At 58.2% G+C, this 2,500-nt stretch carries 1 tRNA gene and 2 rRNA genes (1 of these 3 cut by a window edge); all 3 read left to right on the top strand.

From position 1 onward, the window contains the following. Positions 1 to 1,889: ribosomal RNA gene (locus ACWPN3_RS08465) — 23S ribosomal RNA — on the top strand; it begins 859 nt to the left of the window's first position. Positions 1,890 to 2,035: 146 nt separating this feature from the next. Beyond that, positions 2,036 to 2,151, top strand: a 5S ribosomal RNA gene (gene rrf / locus ACWPN3_RS08460). 80 nt (positions 2,152 to 2,231) lie between these two features. Further along, positions 2,232 to 2,308: transfer RNA gene (locus ACWPN3_RS08455), tRNA-Met, on the top strand. Positions 2,309 to 2,500: the final 192 nt, after the last annotated feature.

Here is a 2,500-nt window from a genome sequence, read left to right as displayed (position 1 = left end):
GGCTAGGGGGGCGCGAGCCTTACCAAACCTAACCAAACTCCGAATACCCGTGAGCAGAGCGCGGCAGACAGACGGTGGGTGCTAAGGTCCATCGTCGAGAGGGAAACAGCCCAGACCGCCAGCTAAGGTCCCCAAATCACGGCTAAGTGGGAAAGGATGTGGGAAGGCCATGACAACCAGGAGGTTGGCTTAGAAGCAGCCATCCTTTAAAGAAAGCGTAATAGCTCACTGGTCTAGTTAAGCCGGCCTGCGCCGAAAATGTATCGGGGCTCAAGCCGTGTACCGAAGCTGCGGATGTGATCTTCGGATCACGTGGTAGCGGAGCGTTCCGTAAGCCTGCGAAGGGTGTCCGTGAGGCCGCCTGGAGGTATCGGAAGTGAGAATGCTGACATGAGTAGCGACAAACAGTGTGAGAAACACTGTCGCCGAAAGTCCAAGGGTTCCTGCGCAAGGTTAATCCACGCAGGGTGAGCCGGCCCCTAAGGCGAGGCCGAAAGGCGTAGTCGATGGGAACCACGTTAATATTCGTGGGCCTGGCGGAGGTGACGGATTGGAAAGCGTGTACGATCTTATCGGATTGATCGTGCTGTGGACCGGTTCCAGGAAATAGCCCCGCCATATAGACCGTACCCCAAACCGACACAGGTGGACTGGTAGAGTATACCCAGGCGCTTGAGAGAATGGTGTTGAAGGAACTCGGCAAATTGCCCTCGTAACTTCGGAAGAAGAGGGCCCCGTTGTGGCGCAAGCCATGGCGGGGGGCACAGACCAGGGGGTAGCGACTGTTTACTAAAAACACAGGGCTCTGCGAAGCCACACAAGGCGACGTATAGGGTCTGACGCCTGCCCGGTGCCGGAAGGTTAAGAGGAGGAGTGCAAGCTCTGAATTGAAGCCCCGGTAAACGGCGGCCGTAACTATAACGGTCCTAAGGTAGCGAAATTCCTTGTCGGGTAAGTTCCGACCTGCACGAATGGCGTAACGACTTCCCCGCTGTCTCCAACACCAACTCAGCGAAATTGAACTCTCCGTGAAGATGCGGAGTTCCCGCGGTCAGACGGAAAGACCCCGTGCACCTTTACTACAGCTTTGCAGTGGTGCTAGGGACTTCATGTGTAGGATAGGTGGGAGGCTTGGAAACATGGGCGCCAGCTCGTGTGGAGCCAACCTTGAAATACCACCCTTGAAGTCTCTGGCATCTAACCGTGGCCCGTTATCCGGGTCCGGGACCCTGCATGGCGGGTAGTTTGACTGGGGCGGTCGCCTCCCAAAGTGTAACGGAGGCGCGCGATGGTGGGCTCAGAGCGGTCGGAAATCGCTCGTCGAGTGCAATGGCATAAGCCCGCCTGACTGCAAGACTGACAAGTCGAGCAGAGACGAAAGTCGGCCATAGTGATCCGGTGGCTCCACGTGGACGGGCCATCGCTCAACGGATAAAAGGTACGCCGGGGATAACAGGCTGATGACTCCCAAGAGTCCATATCGACGGAGTCGTTTGGCACCTCGATGTCGGCTCATCACATCCTGGGGCTGGAGCAGGTCCCAAGGGTTCGGCTGTTCGCCGATTAAAGTGGTACGTGAGCTGGGTTTAGAACGTCGTGAGACAGTTCGGTCCCTATCTGCCGTGGGTGTCGGAGTTTTGCGAGGATTTGTCCCTAGTACGAGAGGACCGGGATGGACATACCTCTGGTGCACCGGTTGTCACGCCAGTGGCATGGCCGGGTAGCTAAGTATGGACGGGATAACCGCTGAAAGCATCTAAGCGGGAAACCCACCTCTAAACCAGAGCTCCCTTGAGAGCCGTGACAGACCATCACGTCGATAGGAGGCATGTGGACCGGCAGCAATGCCTGAAGCTAAGCCTTACTAATCGCTCGATCGGCTTGATCTCGACACCACTAACCGCGCCATGCGCAGCAGCAAGCCTGCTCCAAAGCAGTGCTTGACCAGCGCATCGCCGTTCGATACATCCTCCTCACTTGCACTGAACAAGCATTAAGCGCTTTCGGTAACAGCGTCGGTCTTGTGCCTCGGTGACCTGGTGGTCATGGCGAGGTGTCAAACACCCGATCCCATCCCGAACTCGGCCGTGAAAAGCCTCCGCGCCAATGGTACTGCGTCTTAAGACGTGGGAGAGTAGGTCGCCGCCAGGTCGCTCAGGCACATGAGACGCTCAATACACAAAAGCCAAATGCTTGCATCTTCACAGTCCCTCATCCAACAATGAAACATCCGCGGGGTGGAGCAGCCCGGTAGCTCGTCAGGCTCATAACCTGAAGGCCGCAGGTTCAAATCCTGCCCCCGCAACCACCGACAGTTGACAGCCCGCCTCCCACGAGGCGGGCTGTCGGCGTTTCGGGTCCGCCTCGGCGCACGCCTCCAGGATCGCCAGCAGGTCGCCATGAAGCTGCGCCTCCAGCCCGGCGCCCGAGGGGCAGGGGGACAGCACGACACGGTCGACCATGGACCGGATCATCTCCATCGCGGCCATCCCCTCGTCGC

The organism is Azospirillum sp. UENF 111221, from assembly GCF_058780625.1.
This window is presented reverse-complemented; position numbering and strand designations above follow the sequence as displayed.